The 24,784-nt window shown below is 44.7% G+C and carries 22 protein-coding genes and 1 tRNA gene; 12 read left to right on the top strand and 11 right to left on the bottom strand.

What is annotated here, in order from left to right:
• Positions 1-14 precede the first annotated feature (14 nt).
• On the top strand, positions 15-599 hold the full coding sequence (pnuC, locus tag U2P89_RS07710) for a nicotinamide riboside transporter PnuC (protein ID WP_092027430.1): 585 nt from the start codon (positions 15-17) through the stop codon (positions 597-599).
• Between the two features lie 5 nt (positions 600-604).
• Here the strand turns inward: pnuC and U2P89_RS07715 are convergent, their stop codons facing one another.
• From U2P89_RS07715 to U2P89_RS07735, 5 genes are all read right to left on the bottom strand, one after another.
• A complete protein-coding gene (locus U2P89_RS07715; RefSeq protein WP_322191122.1) occupies positions 605-1,600 on the bottom strand; it encodes a lipoate--protein ligase in 996 nt (331 codons plus the stop codon).
• Positions 1,601-1,667: 67 nt separating this feature from the next.
• A complete protein-coding gene (gene lpdA / locus U2P89_RS07720) occupies positions 1,668-3,377 on the bottom strand; it encodes a dihydrolipoyl dehydrogenase (RefSeq protein WP_076931098.1) in 1,710 nt (569 codons plus the stop codon).
• A gap of 14 nt (positions 3,378-3,391) precedes the next feature.
• Positions 3,392-4,507, bottom strand: coding sequence for a dihydrolipoamide acetyltransferase (locus U2P89_RS07725; RefSeq protein WP_076931099.1), 1,116 nt, complete (start codon positions 4,505-4,507; stop codon positions 3,392-3,394).
• Positions 4,508-4,517: 10 nt separating this feature from the next.
• Positions 4,518-5,519 (bottom strand): alpha-ketoacid dehydrogenase subunit beta, encoded by a 1,002-nt coding sequence (locus U2P89_RS07730; protein ID WP_076932230.1) that lies wholly within the window; start codon positions 5,517-5,519, stop codon positions 4,518-4,520.
• An 85-nt stretch (positions 5,520-5,604) separates the two neighbouring features.
• The gene (locus U2P89_RS07735; protein WP_313381011.1) at positions 5,605-6,552 is read right to left on the bottom strand and encodes a thiamine pyrophosphate-dependent dehydrogenase E1 component subunit alpha; all 948 of its coding nucleotides are present in this window, start codon (positions 6,550-6,552) and stop codon (positions 5,605-5,607) included.
• A 349-nt stretch (positions 6,553-6,901) separates the two neighbouring features.
• Between U2P89_RS07735 and U2P89_RS07740 the strand changes: the two genes are divergently transcribed.
• The 5 genes from U2P89_RS07740 to U2P89_RS07760 all read left to right on the top strand — a co-directional run bounded on the left by U2P89_RS07740 (position 6,902) and on the right by U2P89_RS07760 (position 11,767).
• Positions 6,902-7,336 (top strand): RrF2 family transcriptional regulator, encoded by a 435-nt coding sequence (locus U2P89_RS07740; protein ID WP_076931101.1) that lies wholly within the window; start codon positions 6,902-6,904, stop codon positions 7,334-7,336.
• A gap of 167 nt (positions 7,337-7,503) precedes the next feature.
• Positions 7,504-7,965, top strand: a complete 462-nt coding sequence (locus tag U2P89_RS07745) for a hypothetical protein (protein WP_322191123.1) — start codon at positions 7,504-7,506, stop codon at positions 7,963-7,965.
• 26 nt (positions 7,966-7,991) lie between these two features.
• Positions 7,992-10,217 carry a nitric-oxide reductase large subunit gene (locus tag U2P89_RS07750; RefSeq protein WP_313381007.1) on the top strand — a complete coding sequence of 742 codons (2,226 nt, stop codon included), beginning with the start codon at positions 7,992-7,994 and terminating at the stop codon, positions 10,215-10,217.
• A 76-nt stretch (positions 10,218-10,293) separates the two neighbouring features.
• Positions 10,294-11,019 carry an iron-sulfur cluster repair di-iron protein gene (gene ric / locus U2P89_RS07755; protein ID WP_322191124.1) on the top strand — a complete coding sequence of 242 codons (726 nt, stop codon included), beginning with the start codon at positions 10,294-10,296 and terminating at the stop codon, positions 11,017-11,019.
• A 118-nt stretch (positions 11,020-11,137) separates the two neighbouring features.
• Complete coding sequence (locus tag U2P89_RS07760; RefSeq protein ID WP_322191125.1) at positions 11,138-11,767, top strand: thiamine diphosphokinase; 630 nt, start codon at positions 11,138-11,140, stop codon at positions 11,765-11,767.
• Between the two features lie 85 nt (positions 11,768-11,852).
• Here the strand turns inward: U2P89_RS07760 and recO are convergent, their stop codons facing one another.
• Both recO and rplS read right to left on the bottom strand, forming a co-directional pair.
• Complete coding sequence (gene recO, locus U2P89_RS07765) at positions 11,853-12,575, bottom strand: DNA repair protein RecO (RefSeq protein ID WP_076931105.1); 723 nt, start codon at positions 12,573-12,575, stop codon at positions 11,853-11,855.
• A gap of 161 nt (positions 12,576-12,736) precedes the next feature.
• Positions 12,737-13,087 carry a 50S ribosomal protein L19 gene (rplS, locus tag U2P89_RS07770; protein ID WP_076931106.1) on the bottom strand — a complete coding sequence of 117 codons (351 nt, stop codon included), beginning with the start codon at positions 13,085-13,087 and terminating at the stop codon, positions 12,737-12,739.
• Positions 13,088-13,296: 209 nt separating this feature from the next.
• Between rplS and U2P89_RS07775 the strand changes: the two genes are divergently transcribed.
• The 5 genes from U2P89_RS07775 (at position 13,297) to U2P89_RS07795 (ending at position 20,336) form a co-directional block, all read left to right on the top strand.
• Positions 13,297-14,046: a 5'-nucleotidase C-terminal domain-containing protein gene (locus U2P89_RS07775; protein WP_322191126.1), complete on the top strand. Its 750-nt coding sequence runs from the start codon at positions 13,297-13,299 to the stop codon at positions 14,044-14,046.
• Positions 14,047-14,106: 60 nt separating this feature from the next.
• Positions 14,107-14,940: a bifunctional metallophosphatase/5'-nucleotidase gene (locus U2P89_RS07780; protein WP_091906209.1), complete on the top strand. Its 834-nt coding sequence runs from the start codon at positions 14,107-14,109 to the stop codon at positions 14,938-14,940.
• Between the two features lie 148 nt (positions 14,941-15,088).
• The gene (locus U2P89_RS07785) at positions 15,089-18,016 is read left to right on the top strand and encodes a glycoside hydrolase family 3 N-terminal domain-containing protein (protein WP_322191127.1); all 2,928 of its coding nucleotides are present in this window, start codon (positions 15,089-15,091) and stop codon (positions 18,014-18,016) included.
• A gap of 11 nt (positions 18,017-18,027) precedes the next feature.
• On the top strand, positions 18,028-19,083 hold the full coding sequence (gene aroB / locus U2P89_RS07790) for a 3-dehydroquinate synthase (protein WP_322191128.1): 1,056 nt from the start codon (positions 18,028-18,030) through the stop codon (positions 19,081-19,083).
• Between the two features lie 32 nt (positions 19,084-19,115).
• A complete protein-coding gene (locus tag U2P89_RS07795) occupies positions 19,116-20,336 on the top strand; it encodes an acetylxylan esterase (RefSeq protein ID WP_322191129.1) in 1,221 nt (406 codons plus the stop codon).
• 84 nt (positions 20,337-20,420) lie between these two features.
• On the opposite strand, the gene U2P89_RS07800 is transcribed toward U2P89_RS07795, so the two are convergent.
• The 3 genes from U2P89_RS07800 to U2P89_RS07810 form a co-directional block, all read right to left on the bottom strand.
• Complete coding sequence (locus U2P89_RS07800; protein ID WP_322191130.1) at positions 20,421-21,500, bottom strand: glycosyltransferase family protein; 1,080 nt, start codon at positions 21,498-21,500, stop codon at positions 20,421-20,423.
• Between the two features lie 158 nt (positions 21,501-21,658).
• Positions 21,659-22,999 (bottom strand): dihydroorotase, encoded by a 1,341-nt coding sequence (locus tag U2P89_RS07805; protein ID WP_322191131.1) that lies wholly within the window; start codon positions 22,997-22,999, stop codon positions 21,659-21,661.
• Between the two features lie 38 nt (positions 23,000-23,037).
• Complete coding sequence (locus U2P89_RS07810) at positions 23,038-23,793, bottom strand: polyprenol monophosphomannose synthase (RefSeq protein ID WP_322191132.1); 756 nt, start codon at positions 23,791-23,793, stop codon at positions 23,038-23,040.
• A 116-nt stretch (positions 23,794-23,909) separates the two neighbouring features.
• Between U2P89_RS07810 and U2P89_RS07815 the strand changes: the two genes are divergently transcribed.
• Positions 23,910-23,982 (top strand) — tRNA-Met (locus U2P89_RS07815).
• 102 nt (positions 23,983-24,084) lie between these two features.
• Here the strand turns inward: U2P89_RS07815 and U2P89_RS07820 are convergent.
• Entirely contained in the window at positions 24,085-24,687 is a 603-nt protein-coding gene (locus U2P89_RS07820) for a trimeric intracellular cation channel family protein (protein ID WP_322191133.1), read from the bottom strand.
• Between the last annotated feature and the right edge of the window lie 97 nt (positions 24,688-24,784).

Raw genomic sequence — 24,784 nt, forward strand, 5'->3', positions numbered from 1 at the left:
CATAAAAACAAATAATGCAGACCATTGAAATTATCGGCGCCGTTATCGGACTACTCTATCTGTATCTGGAATACAATGCCAACAAATGGTTGTGGCCGGTGGGTGTACTGATGCCCATCGTGTATGTCTGGATATTCTTCCAGAGTAAGTTCTATGCCGATATGGGAATTAATGTTTACTACTTCTTCGCCAGTATCTACGGATGGGTACGATGGACAAAGCATAAGTCAGAAGGGGCGGGGTTGCCGATCCGCCATACACCCCGCCGTTATATCATACCGATTTTGACAATAGGCACTGCACTTTTTGCGGCTATCGCCTTTATTCTGATCCGATTTACCGACAGTCCCGTTCCCTATGGAGACAGTTTCACTACAGCACTCAGTATCCTGGGCATGTGGTTACTGGCCCACAAATACGTGGAGCAATGGTGGTTCTGGTTTTTCGTGAATATTATCTCCTGCGGATTGTATGTATGGAAAGGGCTCTACCCTACTTCTATTCTTTTTGCTATCTACTCAGTAATTTCTGTTTTTGGATATTTAAAATGGAAACGGATGATGAGCAGTGAAACAACTGCTGAAAGGCAAATCGGTTGAAAGCCTCAATCCACGATTGCTTCAGTAAGTTCGTCAAGAGAGAATCCTGCAAAATATTGGGAAATATCAAGAGTTGCCAGTGCCTTTTTCACCTCCGAAGAAGTGTATATCACCCCTTTTAAGGCGTCCTGCGGCACAGCTAAATCGCCGTTCTTCCCGAAAAAGGTACCGTAGAAACGGATTGCCTTTATCCGGCCATTTCCGATATTGAGAAAGACTTGTATTCGTCCCGCAGAATAACGCTTTTCACGGACTACCTCTGCCACCGGGTTATGCCCATAAGTCCATTCCCAGTTGGCAAACTTTTCCTGACGGGCTTTTTCAATCTCGTTTTTTTCATTTTCACTAAAATGATATTCTTTCATTTCGGGAAACTTCCGTTTCATCTGCGACAATATCTTATCTGCAAACTCATGGACGGTGATCTTTACCGGAAGATTGGGCAGGATATTATCCACCCGGCTACGAACAGATTTCACCCCTTTAAAATCGACCGTCTCTTTGGATACTTCCAGTGCTTTGGCAAGTACACTCAAATCGGTATCGAACAGCAGGCAGCCGTGATGCATAACCCGGTTACCCACATAAGCCTGCGCATTGCCACAGATCTTTTTGCCGTCGATAGTAATATCGTTCCTGCCGGAAAATTCAGCTTGAGCACCCAATTCGGCCAGTGTCTCTATAACCGGTTGTGAGAAAGTCTTGAAATCGAAATCATTTTCTCCCTCCTCTTCATTGGAGATGATAGTATAATTCAGATTATTCAGGTCGTGATAAACCGCTCCTCCTCCGGTAATGCGCCGTACCACATGAATCCCGTTTTCCTGGACAAAGCGATTGTTGATCTCTGCCTGTGTGTTCTGATGCTTTCCGACGATGATAGCCGGTTCATTGATCCAAAGAATAAAAATCTTGTCGAACTGTTTCAACTCCTTGAAACAAAACTCTTCCAACGCAATATTATAAGCGGGGTCAGTACTTTTATTGACAATATATATCATAAGATAAAAGGAGGGCGGGCTCCGTCATCTTTCAGCCGGAACCCGCCACAAAACATATATAATTTATTTACTTCTTCTTTTTAGGTATATGTACCGCTTCATCCAGGATATCGGCAAAGGCTTCGAACAGCGCTTCGGAATAGGTCGGATGCCCATAGATGGTCTTTATCACTTCATCCACGGTGATCTCCATTTCCATGATGAGTGACGCCTGGGTAATGATCTCCGCGGCAGAGGGGCCAATGATATGCACACCCAGCACTTCCCCATAGCGGTTATCTGCGATCACCTTCACGAAACCATGCGCTTCGCTCGATGCCAAAGCACGACCGTTAGCGGCAAAGTTGAACCGCCCGATGCGGATATCGTCGTACTTCGCACGTGCTTCCTCTTCGGTCAGACCGACCATAGCCACTTCGGGCGAGGTATAAACCACTGAAGGAGCGGAAAGTAGTTTGATGGAACGATGATTTCCTTTTACCGCATTCTCTGCGGCTACTTCACCCATACGGAAAGCCACGTGGGCAAGCATCTTGATACCATTTACATCGCCGGGCGCATAAATACCTTTGACGCTCGTCTCCATGTACTTGTCCACTTTTATCTTACCCCGTTCGGTTTCGAACTTCACCTCACCCATTCCTTCGAGGTCGGGCACACGGCCAATGGAGATCAATGCCTTATCGGCAATCACAGAATCTTTTCCATCGATCTTGATTTCCAGCTTATCGCCTTTATCCACAATCTCGGTAATACGGGCAGAGGTGATTATCGTCATTCCCTTCTTCTTGACGATCCTGGTCAGCTCGGCGGAAACTTCATGGTCGAGAGGCGGCACAATACGATCCATCATCTCGATGATGATTACTTTGGATCCAAGGCCGGCAAACGATTGTCCCATCTCAGTGCCAATCACGCCACCACCAATGACAGCCAGTGTTTCGGGTACTTCCTTGATAGCGAGAAGATCATCGCTGGTAAGCACCTTGTCGCTCTCGATACCGGGAATATTGATTCTGGATGCTTTGGATCCTCCGGCCAAAATGATCTTGTCGGCTTTAATGATCTGCGAGTCGTTTACTACCACATCCTTATTCTTGTTGATCTTACCAACACCCTGGTAAATATCCACGCCATTGCTCTTGAGGAGTGCCACAACACCGCTGGTCAGCTTCTTCACCACACCGTTTTTGTACTCCTGCACTTTCTCCATATCCACTTTGATCTGTGAACTGTCGATCAGGATTCCCCTTGTGGATGCTTCCCGGATATGTTCGATGATCTCAGCATTTTTCAGATAGGCCTTTGTGGGGATACATCCTACATTCAGGCAAGTACCTCCGAATTCGCCTTTTTCCACGATAGCCACCCTGGCGCCCAGTTGAGCGGCCTTAATGGCTGCCACATATCCGGCAGGACCGCCACCGATCACAACCACATTATAATTATCCTCGAGACGGATCATCCGTTTATCTTCTTCACTCTCCTTTTCACCTGTATCTTCGATTACCTCGGGCATCAGTGTATCCACCGACTCATTTTCCGACCCGATATAACCGATTACCTCGGTAACAGGAACCGTATCACCGTCGGGGTGTACTATTTTCAGCAGGATACCCGACGCCTCCGCCTCGATCTCCATACTGGTCTTGTCGGTCATTATCTCAAGAATGATCTCACCTTCCTTTACCGGATCACCCTCTTTTTTCAACCATTTCACCACTTGCCCTTCGGTCATGTCTATACCGGCCTTGGGCATGATTATTTCATAAGCCATATATCTATTTTTTTTTAAATCAATAAAGTGATCGGATCTTCCATCAATTTTTTCAGATCGGTCATGAATTTCGCTGCCGTGAGTCCGTCTATAATACGGTGATCGCTGGTAAGGCTCATCTTCATGATAGGCCGTACGACCGCTTCGCCATTTACCGGCACAAGTTTCTCCTTAGTAGAAGCAACACTCAGGATGGCCGCGTTAGGCTGGTTGATGATGGCAGTAAACTCATCCACGGGATACATCCCCAGGTTGCTGATCGTAAATGTACTCCCTGCCTGTTCATCCGGTAGTAACTTCTTAGAAAAAGTGCGTTCCGTCAGATCCTTCAATGCCACTACAAATTCGCTGAGCGACATCTTATCGGCATTCTTCACCACAGGCACCAATAGCCCTTCATCCAGACCTACCGCCACTCCCAGATTTACATAATTATGGAAGGTCATTTCCGTTCCTTCCGGATTAAGGCTGGCATTGATATATTTGTGTTTTAACAGCATTTTCACTACAGCGAGGGAGATCAGGTCAGTCACAGTAAGTTTCTTTCCGGTCTTCTCCTGTATTGGTTCTATCAACCGCTTACGCAATGCCAGCAATTCAGTCATATCCACTTCCCATGTCTGGATAAAAGTGGGGATTCCGAAGAAACTTTCCGACATCCGTTTGGCGATAATCTTCCGCATCTGGGTCATCGGTACAGTTTCGGTTTCACCTGCAACCGATGTAACCGGGGCACCCTGTGATACGGCTGCCGCAGGGGCTTTCTGCGACACTTCTGCCGAGGGGCCGGCTGCAGCCTGACCTGCTTTGGGAACAAATACTTCACCAAAGTCATTAAGCGTGAATCGGGCTTTCAAGTCGGGATCAGAGATCAACTGTAACACATCGTCTTTCATTATCTTGTTGCGGTGTCCCGATCCTTTTACCCCTTTCAGGTCTATATTGTGTACTTCGGCAATATGGCGGGCAAGCGGAGAAATATGTGTTTTCTCTTCGTAATTGAAGTTGGCTATATCGTCTTTATGGATGCGCCCTTTGTAACCGGTACCGGTCACACTGAGCAGATCCACACCCAGACGTTTGGCCAAAGCCCTCGCCGCCGGTGTTGCCCTGAATCTTTTATTTTCCATTACTCCCTTTTTATCGGTTATTCACTAATTTGAGAATGTACTTCTTGATCCGCTCCACATTGGGTATCATAGCCGCTTCCAATGTCTGGTTGTAGGGAATGGGTACATCCTCACCGGCAAGGCGCAATATACGTCCGTCAAGGTAATCGAACGCATCGCTCTCCGCAATCATCGCCGCTACTTCGCCAATAAAACCGCCCGTTTTATGTGCATCGTTTACCAGCAATACTTTACCGGTTTTTTTCACCGACTCGAGCACAGCCTCTTTATCGAGGGGTGCCAGCGTACGCAGGTCTACGACCTCCACACTCACCCCTTCGGTTTCCTCTACCTCGTTCGCAGCCTGCATCACACGCTCCAGCATACGTCCATAGGTGATGACGGTGACATCTTTTCCTTCTTTTTTGATATCGGCTTTCCCGATAGGCAATACAAACTCCGGATCAAGCGGTACCTCACCCTTCATATTATATTGTGCCTTATATTCGAGGAAGATCACCGGATTATTGTCGCGGACTGCCGCCTTGAGCAATCCCTTCACATCGGCCGGTGTACCCGGGGCAATCACTTTGAGTCCGGGGATATGGGTAAACCAGGCTTCAAGCGATTGAGAGTGTTGTGCGGCAGAGCCGACACCACCTCCCGCCGCGGCACGGAATACCACCGGTATCTGCCCTTTCCCGCCATACATATATCTTGTTTTGGCAGCCTGATTCACAATATTATCCATCATATAGACAATAAAGTCCATAAATGTCACATCCACAATAGGGCGCATCCCGGTCATGGCAGCGCCTATGGCCGCTCCGGAAATGGCATTTTCTGAAATAGGAGTATCACGCACACGTTCTTTGCCGAACTCCTCGAGCATTCCTACCGATGTACCGAAGTCACCTCCGAAAATACCCACATCTTCTCCCATCAGGAATACATTCTCATCACGACGCATCTCTTCCGACATTGCCATGATGATGGCATCACGGACAGACATGAGCTTTGTTTTATTTTCCATCTGTTTTTTTCTGCTGTTGTTGTTTTGTATGAGCAACAGAGACTATAAGGTCTCCGGGCTAAATCATTTTTGGGGTTAATTGAATTTAGTCTGCAAAGATATCTTCGAACGCCGACTCCAATGTCGGTTCCGGACTGCTCAATGCAAATTTCTCTGACTCTTCTACCGCTGCCAGTGACGCCTGTTCTAACGCTTCTATCTCCTGTGCGGTAGCTATTTTATTCTCGAGAAGGTGTTTTTTGAAACGATCGATAGGATCTCTTTTCTTCCATTCATCCACCTCTTCTTTGGTACGGTATTTTCCGGGATCAGACGTAGAATGCCCTAACCAACGGTAAGTGACCGCCTCTACCAGCACCGGACCGTTACCATCACGTACATACTGTACTATCTCCTCGAATTTATTATAAACGGCAAGCAAGTCATTACCATCCTCAATAAAATGCCCGGGAATACCGTAAGCACAAGCCCGTTGGTAATTGTAGTCGATATTGATTACATCCTTGATAGGTGTACTGATGCCATACATATTATTAATAGAGTAGAAGATCACCGGCAATTTCCAGATAGAAGCCATATTTAACGTTTCGTGGAAAGTTCCCTCGTTACATGCTCCATCGCCAAAACAGCAGAGAACAATCTTTCCGGTTTTTTTCATTTTCTGGGTGAGTGCGGCACCAATGGCCATTCCCATTCCTCCGCCTACAATACCATTCGCACCTAAATTTCCTCCATCGAGATCGGCAATATGCATGGAACCACCCTTTCCCTTACAAGTTCCGGTGGCCTTTCCCATAATCTCCGCCATCATTCCGTTGAGGTCTATCTCTAACGCAATACTCTGTCCATGTCCGCGATGATTGGAAGTAATCAGGTCGAATCCGGCCTTTATCGCACCAATAGCACCCACATTGGCTGCTTCCTCCCCTATGGAGAAATGTGTCATCCCGGGTATCTTTCCCTTTTTTACAAGCCGGTTTACCCTGCTATCGAAATTACGGATATCAAGCATCAACCGATGCATGTGCAGCATTTTCTCCTTTGTTAATTCACTTTTTTTTGATTTTGTTTTGGCCATAACAGCTTTTACTTTACAATATAATATTTCTTAGTGTATCCTTTAATAATTAGAACGATTCTACATAAGAACAGTTTTTCAAACCTATTGTTTGAAAAAGCGTATCTTTTATATTTTATTAAATATTTGGCATTCATAGGACAAAGAACCAAGAGCAAAGAACCAAGACTTTTTCAGCATGACAAATGAAGTGTAATGATAGAAAATCTATGCAGTAAAAAGTAAATTCTCTTATGCGAAAAATATTTACGACAAAAATATCGTAAATAAAAAAAATAATATATCTTTGGCAAAAATAGATTATATGTTCTCGAAAACTTGCGAATATGGAATAAGAGCCACTCTCTATATTGCCTCCCAATCATTGAAGGGAAAAAGGGTCAAAATCGGTGATATTGTAGAGAATATCGGCTCTCCGGAAGCATTTACGGGAAAAATACTGGGATTGTTATCAAAAAGTGGTATTGTGGAATCCTATACAGGGCCCAATGGAGGATTTGAAATCAAACGTGAAAATTTGCATGGTATCACTATGGCAGACATAGTCAGGGCAATCGATGGAAATACTTTTTTTGAAGGCTGCGCACTGGGATTGAACCATTGCGATGAAACACGCCCTTGCCCTATACACTATTCTGTGGAAGAGATCAGAAAAGAAATGAGAGGAGTCCTGCAAAATACCACTGCTTATGAACTGGCAGTAGGAATTAAAAACAGGGAAACCCTATTGAAGCGGTAAATTTTTTCCTTTAATTTACGACAAAATTATCGGAAATACAAAAGAACAGGATATCAAATTATTAAGTAATAATAATTGTTTTCCATTCTCATTATGCTTGGTATAATGCAGGACATTATCAACCTGACAAAAAGTAGTTTAAATTAATCGCAGCTAAAATCAAAAATATGCTAACGAAAGAAGCTCAACTCCACATTCTGGCATTACCTTCTGTTTTTTTATGGATAGGATTTGTTTGTGCCATCAGCTTCATGGAGGCGTGGTTAAAGTTCAGGGCACCTGGCGTGACACTTCCTTTAGGTCTCGGCATAGGTAGCTTGGTATTCAAAGCACTGAATAAAGCAGAATGGGTATTTGCCATTCTTATGGCAGTGGACCTATTCCTACTCCACCGCGGGATGGGAATAAACCTACCCAGGGTATTATTTCTGATCGCATTGCTGATACTCATCATTCAAACACTTTGGCTATTACCAGCACTGGATGCCCGCATTCCTCTCTACCAGCAAGGATTGGAAGTCCCGTCATCACCACTCCATTTTTATTATGTGGGAACAGAAGTGGTCAAGGTTATCTGCTTGTTCATAACAGGCATTCATTTTTTAAGATCAATCCGGATAATATCATAAATTTCTAACCTAAAAAATGATTCAGTATGACACAGAAAAAATTGTGGATTGCATTTGCACTGGTGGTAGGCATTTCATTTGCCGTATTGCTGTTTTACGGCGTCCAGATCTATCAACAGGCTCCGCCCGTACCCGAAAAAGTGACTAACGAGACGGGCGAGGTGTTATTTACAGGTAATGACATCAAAGACGGCCAGAATATCTGGCAAAGTATCGGCGGACAGGAAATAGGAACCGTATGGGGCCATGGTGCGTACGTGGCACCCGACTGGACAGCCGACTATCTGCACAGGGAAGCCCAGTATCTCCTGAACAAATGGTCTCAGGCCGACTACGGAAAAGAGTTTGATGCATTGGCCACTGCCGACAAGGCCTCATTGGAGTCGAGGTTGCAGGAGTTCCTTAGGGTAAACACCTATGATGCTGCAACCGGGACACTCACTATTCACAGCGAACGATATGAGGCATTCCTGCACAATAAGCAACATTATGCAGGACTCTTTATGGATGATCCGGCACTGGATAAACTCCGTTCCGATTATGCCATTGCGAAAAACACCATCAAATCGGAAGAGAGGATGGATAAAATGGTGCAGTTCTTTTTCTGGGCCTCCTGGGCATGCGTCACGGAACGTCCCGGTTCGGACGTAACCTATACGCACAACTGGCCTCCGGACGAGCAGATAGGTAATGTGCCGACCAGTGATCTGGTGCTTTGGACAGGATTCAGTATTATCATGCTGCTTTTAGGGATTGGTATCATGATCTTTGTACAGGCACGCAGCCGCCAGGAGGAGACGCTTAAACCGGTGGAAGACCCATTGATGAACCAGACCATCACCCCGTCGATGTGGGCGGTAAAGAAATATTTCTGGATTGTGAACCTGCTGATCCTGGTACAAGTACTGCTGGGCGTGATCACTGCACACTACGGAGTGGAAGGAGATGGTTTTTACGGCATCGACATCGCTAAATTCATCCCCTACTCCATCACCCGTACCTGGCATATCCAACTGGCCATCTTCTGGATAGCTACTGCATGGCTTGCCACCGGATTGTATATTGCCCCTTCGTTAAACGGAAGGGATCCGAAATTTCAGAAACTGGGGGTAAACCTACTTTTTATCGCCTTGCTTATCGTGGTGGCAGGCTCCATGACCGGGCAATGGTTCGGAGTAATGCAACGGCTCAATCTTGTCAATAATTTCTGGTTTGGGCATCAGGGATATGAATATGTGGATTTAGGCCGTTTCTGGCAATTGCTCCTGGTAGTAGGCCTGTTCCTCTGGCTGGCGCTGATGATCCGGCCTATCCTGCCAATCATCAAAAAGGGAACATCAGAAAGAGGATTGCTAATCCTGTTCCTGATCTCCTGTGCCGCCATTGCGTTATTCTATGGCGCGGGGCTTATGTGGGGACGGACAACCAACCTGGCTGTTGCCGAATACTGGCGCTGGTGGGTAGTCCATCTCTGGGTAGAAGGCTTCTTCGAGGTGTTCGCTACCGTGGTGGCTGCTTTCCTCTTTACACGCATGGGACTGTTGGGCATCAAATCGGCGACCAACAATGTGCTTTTTGCCACGGTCATCTTCCTGACCGGGGGTATTCTGGGGACCTTCCATCACCTTTATTTCACCGGGACGCCGACAGCGGTCATGGCACTGGGTGCCACGTTCAGTGCACTCGAAGTGGTTCCGCTGGTATTAATCGGGTTTGAAGCCTATCACAACTACCGGATGAGCAAAGCCACCGAATGGCTGGCGGATTACAAATGGCCTATCTACTTCCTGCTTTCGGTCTCCTTCTGGAACTTCCTAGGGGCCGGGATCTTCGGATTCATCATTAATCCACCCATCGCCCTCTACTATATGCAGGGATTGAACACAACACCGGTACACGGCCATGCAGCACTCTTCGGGGTTTATGGCATGTTAGGTATCGGGCTCATCCTGTTCGTATTGCGCAGTATGTACCGGAAACAGAAATGGAACAATAAGCTGATCTCATTCACCTTCTGGACACTCAATATCGGATTGCTGTTGATGGTTGTACTGAGCTTGCTGCCGGTCGGCCTGATGCAAACCGTAGCCAGTGTCAAGGAAGGAATGTGGTATGCCCGTTCCGCCGAATTCATGCAGCAACCGCTGGTGAGTGTATTTAAATGGTTACGCATTGTAGGCGACACTGTCTTTGCAATAGGCACCCTCGCCCTCTTCTGGTTTGTATACACATTAACAATAAAGAAAAAATAACTATTCACCCCAGGGCAACTCTCCCGGCTTTCTGTTCCAGAAAGCCGGGAGAAGCTCTCTAAAATATGTATCAATTATGGTTATAAACAGTCAAAGTATCGTAGGTAAAATCGTAGCTGAGAACTACAAAGCAGCATCAATATTCAAGAAATACAATATAGATTTCTGTTGCAATGGGAACAGGACAATAGCAGACGCATGCAATAAAAAACAGATAGATGAAAACAGGCTTATCGATGAACTTTCTGAAACGATAAATACTAAGGAGGCCGGTGATATCGACGTGAAATTGTTTCCTCTTGACCTACTGACCGATTATATAGAGAAAACACACCATCGCTATGTGGAGAAGAAGATTCCGGAAATCACCCCGTTCCTTCAAAAAGTGGTCAGCGTCCATAGCGGCAGTCATCCCGAATTAATAGAAGTGGAACAACTATTTTTCGACTCGACAAAAGATCTTTCGGCTCATATGAAAAAAGAGGAATTGATGTTGTTTCCTTATATCCGCCTGTTGGTAAAGACCCAGCTGTCTGATGGAAAGAAACCGCAGACGGGAATAGGATCGGCGGCCACCTACATCGAACAGATGGAACAGGAACATACTGCCGAAGGGGAGCGATTCAGGAGGATCAGCGAGTTGACCGGTAACTATACTCCTCCCGAAGACGCCTGCAATACCTACAGGGTGACACTGAGCTTGCTAAAGGAGTTCGAAGAGGATCTGCACCGCCACATTCATCTGGAGAACAATATCTTGTTTCCAAGATCAATTCAGTTGGAGCAACAACTGGAAAGATAGTTATGAGTTTTTTTAGTAGCAGGAGAATTTATGCCGGCGGTTATTTTTCATTAGCACATCTTTTATACCTTTGCAGTAACTGTTGCATTAAATGGAAATAGAACCAAAGCTGTAAAAGATGAACAAAAACAAGACCGTCACAACGGTAATTATTGCCAACGGGCGGTTTCCCAGCCACCCCGTTCCCCTCTCCTGTATCAGAGAGGCAGAGTATATTATCTGCTGCGATGGAGCGGCCAACGACTTCATCGCCCGGGGAGGGGTACCCGATGCCATTGTAGGTGACTGTGATTCGATCTCGGAAGAGAACAAGATCCGTTTTGCCGATATCCTCCATCCCAACCCCGACAAGGAAACAAATGATCTCACTAAATCAGTACAGTTTTGTGTTGAAAACGGCAGACAGGAAATTATTATTGTAGGTGGAACCGGAAAACGTGAAGACCACACCCTTGGGAACATATCGCTATTGGCCGACTATGCAGAGTTAGCAGAGGTCATCATGGTGACCAATTGGGGTATCTTCACACCCATTCACTCAATCACGGAGTTTAAAAGTTACAAGGGAGAACAGGTTTCCATTTTCTCCATCGACCCTAAAAAACTCACCACACACAACCTTAAATATCCGGTCGAAGGAAGAATATTGACAAACTGGTGGCAGGGGTCATTAAATGAGTCGTTGGGAGATTCTTTCAGCATTGATCCTGAAGGAAGAGTTATTGTTTTCCAGGCATATAAACAATAGAAGTTAGAATAGGGAAGTCAAGAAGTGGAGAAGTCCGAAGTCAAGAAGTGGAGAAGTTTGACTCTTAGTTTTTAGTTTTAACCACCTATCCCAACTCCCGCAAGACTTCCAATGACTTCAATGGTGGAAAATTGTAAATGTGCAACCGGTAATAGTCCAGCAATTGATCCACAATCTCATTGCGGTTATTCCGCGATAGTTTAAAAAGATGCATATTGCTGTAGTTGATGCGATAAAGATCGCGCAGGTAGTGACTCTCTTTCCTGTCCAGATAATAGGAATGCATCGGTTCATTTACCACGAACTCTCCATGCTGCAGATCAAAGAAAGAATAATTCCCTGTAAATTCCGTGTTGGGATAGATTCCCAGAAAACGTGTCAATCCCATCATAAGCGCCAGATGGAAATTCGCTAATCCCTTTTCTGTGGCCTCTAATGTCTCTATCGAATTTTTCAGGTAATCGAATGTCAATTCGTTGTTGTCCGATTCGCGGAGGATGAACGATAAAAACTCCGAAATAAAAAAAGCAAGAGAGACCTTAGTCATGTTAGTACATAGTCCGTATAGCGGAAATTGCCTCTCCACCTCTTTCAGCCTCTGAACATCTCGTAACGGCATATGCTCGACTTCCAGATACAACACCGACAAAGGAAAGAAAAGTGAGTTCCGGATTTTCGTCTTTTTCCCACGCGATATAGGCAACAGGTAGGAAACCCGACCAAAATCACGCGTAAAAAGATGAGCGATGGAATAGGTGTCACTGTAGGAAGTGGCACCGAGTACTATACCTTCTGTTTTGAATAACATGCTGCAGGTTACCGATTATAGAATAGCAGGGCAAATATAGTGAAAGCCGAAAGAAAAGCCAAGCTTGCTTGAGTTTTTCCGAGGCACATCTTATATTCTGTAAAAATATAAAAAACCCCGAATAAAAAATCCGGGGCTTATGTATTGTGTACTGCAGTATATCAATATACTTTTTTCTTGATGCGGGCAGCTTTTCCACGCAGTTTGCGCAGATAGTACAATTTTGTCCTGCGTACTTTACCTTCGCTGTTAAGAACAATATTATCAATAAAGGGTGAGTTCATCGGGAAAATACGTTCCACACCGATATTATCAGACATTTTTCTTACGGTAAAACGCTTGGCGTCCCCGTGACCGGCGATCTTGATCACCACTCCGCGATATTGCTGTATACGCTCTTTGTTCCCCTCAGCAATACGATAAGCCACTGTGATCGTGTCACCGCTCTTGAATTTGGGAAATTCTTTTTTTTCTCCCGCGAAAGCTTCTTCCGCGATCTTTATTAAATCCATTTTTATCAAGCTTTATGTTAATAATTAACCCTTTTGAACGCAATATAACGGCCTGTTGCCGACAGAGATTACGCAAAGCGGATGCAAAGGTAGAAAATTTTCTTTAATCTTCCACACAAAACACAATTTAATGTTTATTTTCGATCTACGTCTTGACGCACAAGGTAAAAAAATGTACTTTTGACCTGTTTTATACAATAACATACAACATGCGACTAAAAACAATGTGGATTGCCTGTATGGCAATCTTGCTTCTTTCTTGTAATCAGCAATACCGGATCGCGGAGATGTCCGGCACTATTGTCGAGATGAATTCTTCTTTCGACACATATCCTCACCGGCAGATGGAGGAGCTCGTGCAATCCTATAAGACAGAACTCGACCGGGAGATGAACGTAGTAATCGGCAGATCCACTCAATTCATGGATTACAAGAGGCCTGAAAGCCTGCTGACCAACCTCACTTCGGATGTTATGAAATCATATGGGGATGAACATTTGCCGGGTGGAGCAGATATAGGAGTGATGAATGTCCACGGACACCGCGCGACCCTCCCTGCGGGAGATGTGACCATAGGTAACCTTTATGAAATATACTCTTTCGACAATACCATCACCTTCCTGGAACTGAAGGGCAGTGACCTGGAAAAGATGTTCGACGCCTATGCGCGCATAGGAGGGGCTGGCATCTCTTCGAATGTGAAACTGGTTATCGACAAAAGAAGAGTAAAGAGTGTTACTATCGGCGGGCAACCCATTGATAAGAACAAAATTTACCACATCGTCACACTCGACTATCTGGCTGAAGGTAACGACAATATGAGTGCCTTCCGCGATGCTGTCAGCAGCGTTAACACTGGCATTACATTACGTGATGTGATGATCGACTGGGTAAAGGAACAGACCCGGCGTGGTAACGAGATCGAGTCCGCACTCGATGGACGTATTGTAATTCGCTGATGTGCTTCGCACGATAAAAGTTTTCCACTTTTAATTTTTCACTTTTCACTCTGTAGAAATATGTATTCAACAAACCGCCTTATCATACTCTGCCTCTCCCTGTTTCTTTCTTTTCAGGCATTCCCGCAAAAGAAGATTGTGATTCTTCATACCAACGACAGCCACAGTCGAATAGAACCTCTGCCTGAGACCGACAGGACAGCTGCCGACAAAGGAGGTGTGGTACGACGGGCCTCTTATGTGGATAAAGTCAGGAAAGAGAATAAAAACGTGCTTCTCTTCGATGCAGGAGATTTCCTACAAGGTACACCCTATTTCAACCTTTTCAAAGGAGAAGTGGAAGTGAAAGCAATGAACCTGATGAAATATGATGCTGCCACGCTGGGTAACCATGAGTTCGATTACGGGATGGAAGTGCTCGAAGAGGTGGTGCGTAAAGCCGATTTCCCCATTATCTCCAGCAATTACGATTTTTCCCGGACAGCATTGGCAGGACTCGTCAAACCCTATATTATCCTGAAAAAAGATGGCGTTCGTATAGGTGTCATCGGTATCTGCGTGCGTCCGCAGGGATTGATTGCCGTAGAGAACTATAAGGGAATGGAATTCCTTGATCCGGTGAAGACAGCCAACAAATTGGCTGAACAGCTCCGGTCACAACATAAATGTGACATGGTGATTTGCCTCTCCCACCTGGGTTACCCGCAGGATCTCATATTAGCAGAATCAACCCGAAATATCGATCTGATCATCGGCGGGCACAGCCACACCTATATGAAAGAGCCGGAAATACGCAAAAACCTGGATAATAAGGAGGTAATGATCTACCAGACCAACGGTCGCGGAATCTATGTAGGGAGAATAGATGTAGAATTGGAGAAAACAAAGCGGTGAAAAGGTGGGAAAGGCAGAAAAGTGCTGATTAGTAATTAGTAATTGGTAATTGGTAATTAGTAATTACTAATTGAGTTAAGTAGAGAGCGATATGAAGAGACCAATGAGGAAAAAGATGCTTTTTTTATGCATTTCTATTATATACCCGGTGCTTGTATCAGCGCAGGTGTCTACCAATCTGTATGAACAGACGGATAAGGAAGGAATGACGCGGTGGGTGGATTCGGTATATACAAAAATGACCCTCGACGAAAAGGTTGGACAGCTTTTTATGCCCATAGTAGAACCAAATAGTAGTTGGAAGGGCAGAATATCGGGGTATATCCGGAATCAGAAAGTAGGAGGATTACTCTTTTCAAAGGGAACATTGGCTCAGCAGGCCGATATTACTAATTATGCCCAACAACTTGCGGACATACCGCTTTTGATTTCCCTTGACGGTGAGTGGGGTTTGTCCATGCGGTTGACAGACGCCCCGAAATATCCCAGGAATATGATAATCGGAGCCATACAGGATGAAGAGATAGTGAAACTCTATGGAAAGGAAATAGCACGCCAATGCAGAGAAATGGGTATTCATGTAAATTTCTCCCCTTCACTCGACGTCCATAGTAATCCTAAAAATCCCATTATCGGTACACGTTCCTACGGAGAGAATCCGGTCAATACGGCAAAGAAAGGAATTGCCTATGCAAAAGGATTGGAGGAAAACGGCGTGATGTCAGTAGCTAAACATTTCCCCGGTCATGGCGACACCTCTGAAGACTCTCACAAGACATTACCGACTATCCCGCATAACCGCGAACGATTGGAACAAATAGAACTTTTTCCATTCCGTGAGTATATCAATGCCGGACTGTCGGGAATGATGACAGGTCATCTGAACGTGCCGGCATTACAGACAAAAGGTATGCCTGCATCGCTTTCCCCTGAAGTAGGCATACACCTTCTCAAAAAGGAAATGGGTTTCACCGGACTCACTTTTACCGACGGTATGGCTATGAAGGGCGTCTCTGATCAACCCGAAGCAAGCATAAAAGCCCTATTGGCTGGCAATGACATCATATTAGGAGTTGTAAACCAGGGAAAAGAATTCGCATCAGTGAAAAAAGCAGTCGAAGACGGTACAATTCCAACTTCACTCCTCGAAGAAAAAGTACGGAAAATACTTTCTTACAAATATATCCTTGGTGCAAACGAGTTTACCCCTATCAATACCTCAACCATTCATAACAAAGTAAATGCCTCTTCTGCAGAATGGATACAGCGGAAGATTTATGATGGTGCTGTCACGCTTCTCAAAAATGAGAATGAGTTGATCCCGGTGAGGAAACTCGACCAGACAAAGATCGCAGCCGTTTCCATCGGTGCTCCTGCTGACAACACGTTCCACAAGTATCTGAAAAAATACGCCCCCCTAACCACTTTCAATGCCCAATCCACAGCAGCACTCTCCGAAATAAAAGCGTTGAAAGAGTATGACCTGATTATTATCTCCATCCATTCAAGCAATGCCGTTGATGCGGCAGCGTTACAACAACTGACAAAAGACCGGAAGACTATACTTACATTTTTCACCTCTCCTTACAGGATAGATAATTTTCAAGCATCATTCAACAACACCACAGTAACCCTTATAGGCTACGATGCTACTGATTTCGCGCAGATGAGCGCTGCCCAGGGTATTTTCGGAGGAATTGGTATCAGCGGAAAGCTTCCGGTATCGACTACTGCTATTAAGGAAGGCACAGGCCTTAACACAGAAAAGATACGCCTGGGCTATTCTATGCCCGAAGAGACAGGGTTAGTTTCGGAAAGATTCAGTGAGATAGAGAGTATTGCAATGGAAGGGATCAGACAGCGGGCCTATCCCGGATGCCAAATCCTGGTAGCAAAAGACGGGGTGGTGATCTATGAAAGGGAGTTCGGCAAATTCGATTACGGGGAAAGCCCTGAAGTGACGGACGAAACAGTCTACGACCTGGCATCGGTTACCAAGGCAACTGCGACCCTCCCTGCTATCATGAAATTGTATGACGAGAAAAAAATACGCCTTCAGGATCCGCTCAGTAAATTCGTCTCGGAGACTAAGGGTAGCAATAAGGCAAATCTTACCATACGTTCACTGCTATTGCATGAAACAGGGGTAATTGCTTTTATTCCTTACTATGCCGCAGCTATTGACGAAAAGAGCTACTCCGGTTCCCTGTTCGGCAAGCAATCGGCAATCTATCATGCCCGTTATGCAGGGGCCTGGGGCCGTACTGACTATAAGTTCCTACCTGAACTGATCTCTACACGTGAATCGGAACAATTTTATCTTCCCGTCGCCAAAGGACTGTATGCAAGCAACAAGATGCACGACAAACTGTTGAAAGAGGTCATCGATACTCCGTTGAGCCGGAAAGGGAGCTACAGATACAGCTGCCTTAATTTCATGCTTTTGAAGGAAGCAGTGGAGTCTGTGTCGGGAACGGATCTGGATACTTACGTGAAACAGAATTTCTACTATAAGCTGGGAGCATATACTACTTTCCAACCGTTAAAGCATATACCCATTGAAAGAATTCCTGCGACTGAAAATGATCCTTTTTTCCGCAAACAACACGTACGAGGGTACGTGCATGATGAAGGTGCTGCCCTTTTCGGCGGCATATCGGGTAATGCAGGCCTTTTTTCCAATGCCAATGACCTGGCCAAACTCTATCAGATGTGGCTTAACGGAGGAGAATATGGAGGAGAACGCTATTTGAGTGAAGAGACGGTCAGGCTTTTTACCACGACGAAAAGCAGCATCAGTCGCCGTGGCCTGGGATTTGACAAACCCGATCCCACCAACAGCCGATACAGCCCGACCAGTCCGGGAACTCCCATCGGAGTATATGGTCACACCGGCTTCACCGGCACCAGCTTCTGGGTCGATCCTACCCACAATATGATTTATATCTTTCTCTCCAATAGGGTAAATCCTTCAAGGACTCCCAACCGCTTTTCTACTCTTAGCATCAGAGAGCGTATCCAGGAAGAGTTATATCATGCCTTGAAAACAATAAAAAGTCCAATAACAACCGATTAGAAATATAAGCTATGCAGCAAATCATCAAAAGCGACCATCTTATAACCGATGTAGAAAAAGCAATTCAAAACATCAGGCACGATAAACTGTTTATTCTCACAGACGAAAATACGCATACTCATTGTTTTCCCCTACTGGCAGGCATACCATTAATGCGGGATGCCAAAGAAATTGTAATTCCTGCCGGCGATACCAACAAAACAATTGAAAACCTCACCAGGGTATGGCAACTCCTCACTGAAAACGGTGCGACACGCCATTCATTACTGGTGAATCTTGGAGGAGGCATGGTCACCGATTTGGGAGGATTTGCAGCAGCGACCTTTAAGCGAGGTATCGGCTATATTAATATTTCCACTACGCTGCTCGGAGCGGTGGATGCAGCCGTAGGCGGGAAGACCGGTATCAATTTCGAAGGATACAAAAATGAGATCGGCTCCTTTTATCCCTCCGAGGCTGTGATCATCTCGTCCGATTTTTTCCATACACTTAGTCACTCCGACATTTTATCGGGATACGCGGAGATGATCAAGCATGCGTTGATCCACTCAACTGCGGAATGGGAAGAGGTACTTGCCTACTCTTTCAATGAGCCAGATTATTCAAAGCTGAATGAGCTCGTTTTCCGGTCGGTGAACATCAAGCAGGGTGTCGTGGAAAAAGATCCATACGAAAAAAATATCCGTAAAGCATTGAATTTCGGACATACTACAGCCCATGCGTTTGAGAGTTTTGCCATGAACAGCGAGAAGCCTGTCCCTCATGGTTATGCCGTGGCATGGGGGATGATCGTGGAACTCTGGCTATCATACAGGCTTTGTGGTTTCCCGAAAGAAAAACTACAAAGGAGTGTTCGTTTCATTCAGGAGCACTATGGCGCATTCCCCATCTCATGTGACGATTATGAAACATTGTACGAAATAGCCCGGCACGACAAAAAAAATATAGGTGATACCATCCATTTCACACTGTTGAGCGATATAGGGGATGTACAGATTGACCAGACAACGGATAAAGAATTGCTTTTCGAAGCATTCGATTTCTACAGGGATTCGGTAGGGTTATAATGATCCCTGATTTTAATTTAAATTATTAAACAATGAGACGGGAATTTATTCAAAAAATAATTTTTCTATTCCTGTTGGTCGTGGTTTTTCTGTTTGATTCCTGTAACTCTAAAAGGAATGAAAATATTGCCGGAACAAAACAAGCAGACTCAACCATGCTTTGTGTCGGGAACTATTGGAGCGAGGCTGAAGGGAAAGAATTTCTGGAAAAACAACGTAAGGAATACACAACCACCGACGACTGGAAGAAACGTTCGGAACAAATAAGAAGACAGATTTTAAAAGGGACAGGATTGGAGAAATTCCCCGAAAAGTGCCCTCTCAATCCTATTTTTGGGGATACACGGACATACGATGGTTATCAGGTTCAGAATGTTGCTTTCGAAAGCCTACCCGGAGTATATGTAACAGGAAGTCTCTACACTCCGTTAAACAAGACTGAAAAACTGCCGGCTATTTTAAATACCCATGGACATTGGTCAGATCTTGATGATTATGGCCGATATCGCCCCGATGCCCAAAAACGATTCGCCGTTATGGCCCGGATGGGGGCAATGGTTTTTGCATACGACATGGTTGGATACGGACAACTTGCCGAAGAATACGAATGGATCCATAAGCATCCGGAAGCATTGAAACAACAATTGTGGAATAGTATCAGGAGTGTTGACTTCTTACTTTCCATGGGTGCGGATCCTGATCGGATCGGTATTACCGGAGCCTCCGGTGGCGGAACACAAGCATTCATACTTACAGCGGTCGATGACAGAATTTCGGTATCTGTCCCTGTAGTTCAAGTCTCTGCTCATTTTTTTGGCGGATGTGTATGTGAGAGTGGAATGCCGATACACAAGGCTGAAAATTATCAGACCAACAATGTAGAAATAGCGGCATGTGCAGCTCCACGGCCGTTAATGCTCGTTTCTGACGGTGATGACTGGACAAAAAACACCCCTAAGGTTGAATATCCTTTCGTCAAATATATTTATGAGTTATACGGTAAATCGGATTTGGTTGAGAGCGTACATCTGCCTGATGACAAACATGGTTATGATTATAATAAGCGGGTTGCTGTATATCCGTTTTTAGCGAAACACCTAGAGCTTGACTTGACAAAAGCTATCAATCCTGACGGTTCGTTGAATGAAAACACTATTGTAATAGAAGATATTAAAACATTATATCCTTTTGATGAAAAACATCCGTTTCCTTCCCACGGTATAAAGAAAAACGATGATGTAATCTGGAATTAAAGGCTCTATAACAAATAGAGTGGGTAATCAAAGGAAAAGCTAAATTTGTGGAATCGCCCGAGAGTAAAGGCAGCTAGCTGGCACTTATTCGAATATCTCCTTTATAAACCGCTCTTCTGCCTGGTGAACCCACTCCCTGAAATTGCTATCTGGGGTATAATCGGGGACAAACTCGATCAACTTGTTCAATTTGAATTTCTTGGCCGAGATACCTACACCCGAGAGGCCTGCATCGTAAGCATTGAATTCCTGCTCCACATGTACCGGGACCATAAGTGTAGGTTTGCTGTAATAAAGTGCCTCACAAAGAGATTCAAATCCCGATGTTGTGGCATATGCCTTGCATCCGGCCATGCTCCGCAAGAACTCTTCATCATTCAACTTATGCAGTGTGAAGTTATCACCAACATGGGTCACCTCATCGGCTCCTTTCTTATCCCAGAAAAAACGTAATGGAACTTCGGGATGTTTTTCATGCCACTCCGACACCTCGTCAAAATAGCCGGCATTCAACATATAACCGTGGATATAATCACCATCGGATGGCGCTATTTCAAAAACCTCCGATCGCAATAGAGGCGGGACAGTCACAATCTTCTTCTTTTTCGATCCCGGCATATCCCTGAAAGAAAGCGCCAGTATTTTTGATGCCCGTGTGGAAGTGATCCTGGAGAGCATCCGTAAAAAGTAGTATTTCATGTCCTGTTCCGCAGTCGTTTTATAGTGAGGATTGAGCAATACATACTGATGCGCAAGAGTAATCATCTCTATCCCCATCTTCTTATCAAAACGGTAGATACCATAAGCCATACCGGTAATCATCTCGTAGAAATTGATCACCTTGTCGGGCTTCAACTCTTCTATCTTATGTTTGATAAATTGCAGGCTATCCTTGAAAACAAAAGGCCGGAGAAAATTATTCGCCATGCTGATCAGGATATTGGGACGTTTCTGCTTGTAGAAGGAGGTAAAACTGGGGCTATCAAATTCAAATATGGGAGCTCCAATCTTATCAATGAAAAAAGCCGGCGTCTGCCTGGAATCACTTTTACCAATAAGCACGGCAACCACCTCGTGGCCATGCTTACGAAGTACGGCAGCCAGGGAAAGTGCCTGTGTAAAATGGCCTCTCCCCTCACCCTGCACAGTAAACAGAAATCTCACTCGTCAAGATTTTTAAATAAAAACTTCAGCGCAAAAATACAAAATTGCCTCACAATCCACAACAAAGAGGGTTAATTATAATTTCGTCTTCCCCTTTTATTACTTGCCTATCTTTTAAAAGCAAGTACAGAAAATGCATGCGCCTTATGAAATTTGAATTATTTGTTGAATTCAAGCGCCCTTCCAAACACTCCTTCGGTTACATTTCCGTTTTGATAGACAATATTCCCGTTGACAAAAGTGGTATGGATTGAACAACTGAAAGTATTTCCCTCAAAAGGCGACCAGCCGCATTTGTAAAATAGATTTTCAGGAGTAACGGTATATGGCTTAAAAGGATCAACTAATACCAGATCGGCATAATAACCCTCTCTAATAAACCCTCTCTCACGTATTTGAAAAAGTTGCGCCGGCGCATGACACATCTTCTCAACTACCAGCTCTTTATTATACAAACCTTTTTTCATCAGCTCAAACATCACCTGCAGGGAATGTTGCACAAGTGGTCCTCCTGAAGCAGCCTGCAACACCCCTCCCTCTTTTTCGCTCAACAGGTGAGGCGCATGATCGGTAGCCACCACATCAAGCTTACCTGTTTTCAATCCTTCCCTCAAAGCCTCTCTGTCTTCCGCAGTTTTCACAGCAGGATTCCACTTGATCCTTGATCCCATCTTTTCATAATCAGCATCTGAAAACCAAAGATGATGCACACATACTTCCGCCGTGATCTTTTTCCCATCTAATGGTTTCGCTTCAAAAAGGCTAAGTTCACGGGCAGTAGAGAGATGCAACACATGCAATTTCGAACCATATTTATCTGCCAACTCCACAGCATGTGCCGACGACTGATAACATGCCTCCGCACTTCGGATCAGCGGATGGTATTGAATAGGGATAAAATCTCCAAATTCTTTTTTATAGATATCGATATTTTTTCGGATAATCTCCTCTTTTTCACAATGTGTGGCGATCAGCGTATCAACTTCAGCAAAGATCCGTTGCAGGGCCTTATCATTATCCACCAGCATATTTCCGGTGGAAGAACCCATAAAGACCTTCACTCCACATATCTGCTTCAAGTCTGCCTTTTTCAGTTCCTCCATATTGTCATTGGTTGCCCCAAGATAAAATGAAAAGTTTACGACCGATTTTCCGGCAGCCATCTCCATCTTCCGGCAGAGGGCATCCCATGTGACCGTCTGAGGGTTGGTATTGGGCATTTCCATATAGGATGTCACTCCACCTGCTACCGCTGCCCTGCTTTCGGTATGGATATCCCCTTTGTGTGTCAATCCCGGATCCCGAAAATGGACCTGATCATCAATCACACCGGGCATCAGCCATAAACCACGTGCATCAATCACCTGCCGGCAGGTATTCAGCACAGCTTCGGGCACGTCCCCCTTGAAAATACGGGAAATCCTCTCCCCTTCCAGAAGCAGCGATCCTGTAAAGCTGTTTCCCTCATTAATTATCGTCGCTTTATGAATAAGAATCATGTCAAGCTGTTGAATTGTTGAATTGTTGATCAACCCGGTCATTTTTCAGGGTGGGGTTTTATTTTACCGATTGCCTTACGTCGTCGGAGGTCGATCACTCCAAAAAAAGCTTCGCCGAAAATACTCGTGTTCATCTTAGAGGTGCCGAGCTGTCTGTTTACAAAAATCACCGACACCTCTTTTATCTTGAACCCGAGTACATGAGCCGTATATTTCATTTCGATCTGGAAAGCGTATCCTTTGAACCGGACACGATCGAGATCAATAGTTTCCAACACCTTTCTACGGTAACAGACAAAGCCGGCCGTAGTATCCTTAATATTAAGTCCCGTGACAACACGTACATATTTTGATGCAAAGTAAGACATTAACACACGTCCTATTGGCCAGTTTACCACATTTACGCCGGTGACATAACGCGATCCGACGGAAAGATCATACCCTTCGTCGTGACAGGCAGCGTATAGTCTGGGGAGATCTTCCGGATTATGTGAGAAATCGGCATCCATCTCGAAAATATAGTCATAAGAACGCATCAATGCCCATTTGAATCCGTGGATATACGCCGTACCCAAGCCTAATTTCTCTTTTCTCTCCTCAATAAACAAGCAACCTCCAAACTCTTCTAACATTAAACTCTTCACTATGGAAGCTGTCCCGTCGGGAGATCCGTCATCGATCACCAGAATATGAAAATCTTTCTCCAAAGCAAAAACTGCCCTGATGATGTTCTCGATATTCTCTTTTTCATTGTAAGTAGGTATGAGTACTATACTATCTGAACTATCTGACATAAAGGAGAAATTTTTTCAAAAGTACGATTTTTCGGCCACAAATAAAAAAGTTCGGGGATTATTTTGTATTTTAAATAAAAATGTCTATCTTTGCAGTCCAATTAAGGAAAACAGATCGCGGAGTGGAGCAGTTGGTAGCTCGTTGGGCTCATAACCCAAAGGTCACAGGTTCGAGTCCTGTCTCCGCAACACTCGAATAAAGCCGGCTTTCGTAACAGAGAGCCGGCTTTTTTTGTAGGGTTATTTTGTCAATACTGAGTCATTAGGGATCATTAGTGGTTCTGACACTTCCTATAGTTTTACCACTGGTAATGACCAATGCAAACGTACGGCAAAAAGCCGAATGGTAATAATGGATATAATGGTAGCCAAATAGACTGAATTCTGAGTCAACCCCCAGTATTGAGTCAAGAAAAATATACCCCCACCGATAATGCACGCCGTGGCATAAATCTCTTTTTTAAAGATGATCGGTACATCATTACAAAGCGTATCTCTGATCACTCCTCCAAAACAAGCGGTTACCGTACCTAAAAGGACACATACTATAGGGTGCAAACCGATTAACAGGCCTTTTTGTATCCCAATAAGCGTAAAAATTCCTATTCCTATTGTATCGAACAGTAAAAGGGATTTCCGAAGTTTATTCAAACTTTTCCGGAAAAAGATCGTAACAATAATAGTAGCAATCACGATGTAAAGATATTCAAGATGCTGCAACCACATTACCGGAGTATTCCCGATAAGCATATCTCTCAATGTTCCGCCACCTATAGCCGTCACGGCTGCAATAATAGCAATCCCAAAAATATCGAACCGCTTCTCTATGGCGGTAAGCGTTCCTGAAATGGCAAAAGCTATCGTACCGATTATATCTAATACTGAAAACAACATTTTTGATTCCAATTTGATTTTTAAATTTATCTGTCCTGCCGCAATCTAAAATACACGCTGTTATTGCTCGTAACCTTGTAACAATCCGGCCGCCGCA

Source organism: Proteiniphilum sp., assembly GCF_034331125.1.
GTDB classification, from domain to species: domain Bacteria; phylum Bacteroidota; class Bacteroidia; order Bacteroidales; family Dysgonomonadaceae; genus Proteiniphilum; species Proteiniphilum saccharofermentans.